General features: G+C 75.6%; 2 protein-coding genes and 1 pseudogene. 1 reads left to right on the top strand and 2 read right to left on the bottom strand.

Translation table 11 applies throughout. The features are described from left to right. Nucleotides 1–340 (top strand): annotated as a pseudogene (locus RH94_RS45410) (SDR family oxidoreductase); the annotation flags it as partial. Between the two features lie 54 nt (nucleotides 341–394). On the opposite strand, the gene RH94_RS33615 reads toward RH94_RS45410, so the two are convergent. Next, nucleotides 395–1,288, bottom strand: coding sequence for an aminoglycoside phosphotransferase family protein (locus tag RH94_RS33615; RefSeq protein ID WP_073952105.1), 894 nt, complete (start codon nucleotides 1,286–1,288; stop codon nucleotides 395–397). A 63-nt stretch (nucleotides 1,289–1,351) separates the two neighbouring features. Further along, nucleotides 1,352–1,996, bottom strand: a complete 645-nt coding sequence (locus RH94_RS33610; protein WP_073952104.1) for a LutC/YkgG family protein — start codon at nucleotides 1,994–1,996, stop codon at nucleotides 1,352–1,354. Nucleotides 1,997–2,129: the final 133 nt, after the last annotated feature.

Below are 2,129 nucleotides of genomic sequence, written 5' to 3'. Positions count from 1 at the left end.
CCCCCGCCGCAAGCAGTACTACATCGGCGCCACCACCCTGGCCACCGTCTGGGCCAACCGCCTGGCCCCGGCCCTGCTCGACCGCTACCTGGCCCGCACCGGCTACGACTCCCAGCAGACCGACCAGCAGCCCCCGAGCGGCGAGAGCAACCTCTACGAGCCCGTCGACCGCGTGGAGGGCAGCGACCACGGCGCCCACGGCATCTTCGACGACTCCGCGCACAGCCGGTCCCTCGAGGCCGCCCTGGCCCGCCATCCCGCGCTCGTCGCCTCCGGAGTCGCCCTCGGCGCCGCGGCGGCGGGAGCGGCCGTGCGGCGCGGCCTGGCCCACAGCTCCTGACCACCGCGGGCACCTCCACCGCCGGCGGAGCCGCGGTCCGGCCGGGGCGTGCCGTCACGGACGGCGGTCGAGCAGGACCTCGCGGACGACGTGCCGGGCGACGCGGGCCATGTGCGGATTGCTCTCGCGGTAGTACGACAGCTCCAGCAGCGCGATCGACAGCGCCCAGCCGCGCCCCCGCGCCCAGGCCGCGTCGTCCATGTCCAGCGCGGCCCGGAAGAGCGGTCGCGCGCAGGCCGGGAGCACGTACCACGCCGCGATGAGATCGACGGCGGGATCACCCAGCCCCAGACACCCGAAGTCGATCACGGCGCACAGCCGCCCCCGGGCGAGGAGCAGGTTGCCGGGCTGCAGGTCGGCGTGGATCCAGACCGGCGGACCGGCCGGCCCGGGAGCGCGCAGCGCCTCCTCCCAGGCGGCGGTGGCCGCCCGGGCGTCGACGGCGCCGCCCAGCCCGGCGACGGCCTCGCGGGTGGCGGCGTCCCGCGCGGCCAGGGGCTCACCGCGGTAGGAGGGCGGTCCGCCCGCCGGATCGATCCGGTGCAGGGCGGCCACGAACCCCGCCAGGTCCGCCGCGAGCGCCTCGGGCGCGGCGACACCACCCTCCGCCGGGATCTCCCCGTCGATCCAGCGGTGGACCGACCAGGGCCACGGGCACTTCTCGGACGGTGCCCCCTTGCCCAGCGGCACGGGCACGGCCACCGGCAGCGACGGGGCGAGCCGGGGCAGCCAGGTGTGCTCCTTCTCCACGTCCCCGGCGGCACCGGCGGTGCGGGGGAGCCGTACGACCAGGTCCTCGCCGAGCCGGTACAGGACGTTGGAGGTGCCGACGGAATCGACCCCCTCGACGGGAAGCCCCGCCCACCGCGGGAACTGAGCGGCGATCAGCCGCCGTACGAGTGAGGCATCGAACTCCGGCTCGCCCGGATGCAGGGTGTCGGCGCACATGAGCGGCCATCGAACGGGGCGGCCCCGGGGCACGTCAACCCATTTCGTCCGGAGAGCGGCCCTTCACCCCCTCACCAGCACCACCTCCAGGGTGCGCGGCCCGTGCACCCCCTCCACGCGGTCCAGTTCGATGTCACTGGTCGCGGAGGGGCCGGAGATCCAGGTGAGCGGGCGGCCCGGGACGAGGCGTTCGAGGGCCTGGGGGACGGAGGAGACGACCTGTCCGGGCACGCGTACGACGCAGATGTGGTGGTCGGGGATCAGGGTGATGCGGCGGCGGCCCTGGTCGGGGGAGCCGTCGAGGACGATCGTGCCGGTCTCGGCGACGGCGAGCGCGCAGCCGGTGACCACGCTGTCGACGCGGTCCAGTTCGCGGGGTGTGCTGTCCGGCAGGTCCGCGACCCGCTTCACGTCCGTGTCCGCCAGCCAGCCCTCGTCCAGACCGGGCGGCACCAGCACGGACTGCGAACCGCGCTCGCCGAGCAGATGGGCGATCAGCCCGGGCAGCTCCCCGGCGCCGCAGCGGTGCACCACCGCCCGGTAGTCCACGAGGTTCTCGGCCAGCAGATCCACCGTCTGCTCGGCATCCCGCTCGCCGTGCTGTTGCAGGTAGTCCCGGGAGACCGCCTGCTCGTACGGCGTGTCGTCCTGTCGCAGGTCCGCCAGCGCGCGCCGCACCCGGCCCAGGATCCGGTCCCTGCTGCTCACCGTGAGCCCTCCTTGCCGCCGTGCGTGCGCTGCCACCAGTCGCGGAAGGGCTCCGCGGGCACCGCCGGCAGATCGCGGGTGCCGGTCCACGCCCGGCCCGGGCCGGGCAGCGAGCGCGGATGGAAGCGGCGGG

Source organism: Streptomyces kebangsaanensis (genome assembly GCF_001906585.1).
GTDB lineage: Bacteria > Actinomycetota > Actinomycetes > Streptomycetales > Streptomycetaceae > Streptomyces > Streptomyces kebangsaanensis.
Note: the sequence above shows the minus strand (reverse complement) of the source record. Positions and strands in the feature narration are given on the sequence as shown.